Annotated in this window: 6 protein-coding genes; 1 reads left to right on the top strand and 5 read right to left on the bottom strand. The window is 29.7% G+C overall.

Annotated features, from left to right (window positions below; all coding sequences use genetic code 11):
* Positions 1–533 (bottom strand): hypothetical protein (locus tag ACQKIM_RS27760; protein WP_427550160.1); only part of this gene is annotated, 533 nt, incomplete at its 3' end.
* Between the two features lie 353 nt (positions 534–886).
* Between ACQKIM_RS27760 and ACQKIM_RS27755 the strand changes: the two genes are divergently transcribed.
* On the top strand, positions 887–1,891 hold the full coding sequence (locus tag ACQKIM_RS27755; RefSeq protein WP_427550157.1) for an acyltransferase family protein: 1,005 nt from the start codon (positions 887–889) through the stop codon (positions 1,889–1,891).
* A 111-nt stretch (positions 1,892–2,002) separates the two neighbouring features.
* On the opposite strand, the gene ACQKIM_RS27750 is transcribed toward ACQKIM_RS27755, so the two are convergent.
* The 4 genes from ACQKIM_RS27750 to ACQKIM_RS27735 all read right to left on the bottom strand — a co-directional run.
* A complete protein-coding gene (locus ACQKIM_RS27750) occupies positions 2,003–3,220 on the bottom strand; it encodes an acyltransferase family protein (RefSeq protein ID WP_427550155.1) in 1,218 nt (405 codons plus the stop codon).
* 118 nt (positions 3,221–3,338) lie between these two features.
* Positions 3,339–3,515, bottom strand: coding sequence for a hypothetical protein (locus ACQKIM_RS27745; RefSeq protein ID WP_427550153.1), 177 nt, complete (start codon positions 3,513–3,515; stop codon positions 3,339–3,341).
* Positions 3,516–3,695: a hypothetical protein gene (locus ACQKIM_RS27740; protein WP_427550151.1), complete on the bottom strand. Its 180-nt coding sequence runs from the start codon at positions 3,693–3,695 to the stop codon at positions 3,516–3,518. It abuts the gene before it with no gap.
* Positions 3,696–3,706: 11 nt separating this feature from the next.
* Positions 3,707–4,137: hypothetical protein (locus tag ACQKIM_RS27735; protein WP_427550149.1), on the bottom strand; the 431-nt coding region annotated here is incomplete at its 5' end.

Genomic DNA, 4,137 nt, shown 5'->3' with positions numbered 1-4,137 from the left:
GGAGACCTTACGAAAATCATTCTTGGTAAGAAATCTAAGCCTGTTACAGTAATTTGATCATTACCATCTGCTAACCTGACTCCAGTAACGTAACCCGATTTCTGTTTTTTACCAGTTTGAATAGCACGTATATTAGCAGCCATTTGGTCGCTAGTCGCATCCGCTGAAGTTGGAACGCCCTTATCCGTGATAGCAGATGCTATTTTTATGTTTTTATCAACGGACGAGGTAAAAACCTCATTTATTGCACTGACTAAGTTTGCTTTATTTTGAGTATTTAGTTGATTTCTATCTCCTATGTCTGCCACAGCTTTATTCCAACCAGCGCGCTCTGGCGTTGTAACATGTTTAACATTATCATTAACATGATTATTAAATGATTGTTGTAGTGATTGTACCTCCTGTTTCAATGCGATTTTACCATTTGGCCCTGCAGCTTCGTCTACTGCATAAGCCAACGCATTCATGTCTCTTGGTACATCAGCAAACATGTTATGGTCAATTGTTGGTAAACCTAAATTTGGTGTTGGCATATTTTCACTTCCTTTTTTAATAAAAATACGCCACTCAATATGAGTGACGTTGTTGAACATTTTGGAACGATTATTCTATAACAAATTTTTAATTATTCGTATCCATCCAAAAATAGAAATCCACAAAATAATACTTAATACTAATCCGTTAAAGACTCCTATAAAAAATTTATTTTCCACCTTACCACTCCTTATGATGCTAAGGTTTGGTAAATAGACAGATAATTAAACAACTTCTGTTGCTTCTGAGATAAATTTATCATTATTTGCTCACTATGGAACTGATATAGTTTAGAAAGAAAATATCACCTTCTTTAGTTATAATATAGTCATTACGATTAAAGGAGATTATAATGTTTGAAAATACAAACAGAATTCGATGGATTGATACCGCAAAAGGGTTAGGAATCATTATTGTAATACTTGGACATGCATACCCACCTGATAATTGGTTGAAAATAATCTATTCGTTTCATATGCCATTATTTTTCTTTTTATCTGGATATCTTTTTTCAGTTAAAAAATACAACAGTTTAGGAAAATTCATTAGTAACAAGTCTCGCTCATTATTAATTCCATACTTTATATTTTCGATACTTTCTTTAATTTATTATGCGACAACACCTTTATTCATCTCTAATGAAATAAATTGGCCAAAATTATTTGTCGGATTTTTTTACTCTAATGGCATTTCTGGTTGGTTAGATTACAATGTCGCGTTGTGGTTTTTAACTTGTCTTTTCGTAGTAGAGATTATTTTTTACTTTATACTAAAAAAAATTACTAGCACAAAGCTTTTGGTTACAGTACTATTAGTATTTTCAATTGTTGGATATTTAGATAGTATTTACATGCCTATTAGATTACCTTGGAGTATTGATATAGCTTTCTCAGCGATAGTTTTTTTCGGACTTGGATATATATCGAAAACAGTTGGATTGATAAATTCTGTATTAAACCAAAAAGTGAAATTACTCGTAATAACACTTCCAATTTTCTTGCTGTTCATTAATCAAATGATTAAAGATAACTATATTATTGATATGAACAACAATAGACTAAATGATTATTATAATTTCTATACACCTGCAATTTGCGGTATATTACTTACCATAATATTTGCTTCATTATTAAAATCAAATTTCATAGAATATCTCGGTAAAAATTCATTAGTTATTCTAGCAACTCATTTACCAATAATATTTTTTGTAAGTATATTTTACAATGAAATAGGTTATGCAATGGATGACAGAGTATTGAGAAGTCTTTCAGTTACATTTCTTGCAATGTTAGTTTTATTGCCGATAATATATTTTATTAATCGATATACACCATTTATTTTGGGAAAAAAGCAATAAACTAAAATATAATTATTTATTGAGACTACAAGTACATAAAAATGTATAGTAGTCTCTAACTTTTAATTACAAATTGCTTTTGGTGTTGTTAGAATCATGCATTATACGTTTTTAAAATGTTTTCCTATCATTTGTTGTCTTTTTAGTAAATAGAGAACGAAAACTAATTAAGATTTTTTTAAAGAAACGATCATATACTTTCCCAGAAATTTTAACAGCATAAGAATCTACATACTTATACATAAAGTATGCTATTATGACCATAATTAATAACGATGGAACAGCCATTAAAATAAAAGTGATATTATATGAGAATCCAAAATGACTTAGTTTTTCAAATAAGAAAGATGAGAATGAAAATAAAATTATAAAATGTGTCAGATAAATCGAGAAGGAGATTTTACCCAAGAACTCAAAAATCGTTTTCGAGAAAAATCTTTGTAGTAACTCTGATTGGATAAAAGCCATCAATAAGAAAAATGCACCGACAATATGGTAAAATACAAAAGCATTTCCACCTAAAATACTTAACTGAAGTACTTCGTAAATAGAACCTTTAGTGTCTACATATGGGAAAGTTCCAAAATAAATACCTATTATTAAATAACACATCTTGAGAAATTTATTATTAAATTTAAAGAAACCTGTTTTGGAAATATGCATTTCACATAACATCATTCCTAAAACAAAAGAAACAAAATATAATTCTGCAACTTTTGAAATAAAAATGACAAGGAATATATACAAAACATACTTTATATAAGAGTACTTTCTATACGCGATTAATGGCAATAAAATAAAAATCATGAATGACCCGAATAATTCATACTTCATTGTCCATAAAACAGGATTGTACGATGCATCACCTTTAATAAAAACATCATATAATGCTAATTTAATAACTTGAAATGAGTTATGATTTAATTCGAAAAGTTTATCTATAGACACTAACGTCATTGACATTATCTTAGAATAAAAAATTCCGCCTACTCGCACAATTATATAAGAAATGAAAATAGAAACTGATACAGGTATAGCTAATCTAAAATACCTTTTAGAGGCCATTTCATAAAGTACAATAGGATCTTTTGTTTTCAAAAACTTCAAACTCAATACATAGCCACTTAGAATAAAGAAAATGCAAACGGCAAAATTACCATTGTAAATAAGATTTAAAGGAGTGTTGCTTATCCAAGATTCTAGGTAAATATGTGTTAAACTATCATCTGAATATAGCAATCTAGGATAAAAAAACTGCACGAAATGACTAAGAACTACAATAATTGCAGCAACACCTCTTAAACCCTCCAAATACATTAATTTCTTCATAAATCCTCCTAATAAATGATTCAATAATCAAATAGTACCATTCAATTATATGAATTTACACTACTTTCTGGATGTACAATGTTTACAAATTATTTTATACCCTCTCCAAGATTGAAAATTAAGCTCCTGTTAAAATGGAGATTTCACGTTCAGCAATTTCTAACTCTACATAGTGTTGTAGCTCTACCGGTTTAACATCTTGCACTGTGCGGACACCGCCCATTACAGTGGTAGCATATGCCTTTACTAGCCGTTTTTGTATAATTGTTAATCCTTCTAAGTGTAATTTGTCCATCTAAATAACCCCCATGTCTGTTAATAAATTAATTGTTTTTATTTCCATTTCAGCGTCTTGGATTTCTTGTAGAGGTGGATGCAAATCTTGTAACAACCACTTTTCATATACTTCTTCCGCTGTTTCTCCAGATTCTTCATTATCTGTAAAAAATCCATGCTCTGTTTTTGTTTTTCTCACTTACCTTCACCTCACATTTGTATGCGTATCTCGTCTAGTGTTAATAATTGCGTGTATGGTACAACAGTATCTAAATTTACATTTCCTGATGGCGATACACTTATTCCTACCACAGTAAATTGGAAATTGTCTATGTTTTGATTATTGTTACCTACAATAAAAGTCCTATACGTAGTAGGTCGTACACCTTCAGGTAATTCAAATATTGTAGTATTACGTGTTGTTACTCCATTTTTAATTGTACCTTTAATAATTAAATTATTATGTTTATCTATAGTAAATTTTGGTTCATAACCGACTTTATAGGGCTCCCAACCATTTAACAAAATAACATCATGCCACACAACTTCAGCCAAATGTTCAGTGACCGTTTGTTCAAGTGATGTCAAATCTTCACTATTAGCTTTATCATTCTCCAAACCTTTAATTGCAGTATCAATAA

Origin of the sequence: Lysinibacillus sp. NPDC047702 (genome assembly GCF_050272555.1) — a bacterium.
Classification (GTDB): Bacteria; Bacillota; Bacilli; order Bacillales_A; family Planococcaceae; genus Lysinibacillus.
Note: the sequence above shows the minus strand (reverse complement) of the source record. Positions and strands in the feature narration are given on the sequence as shown.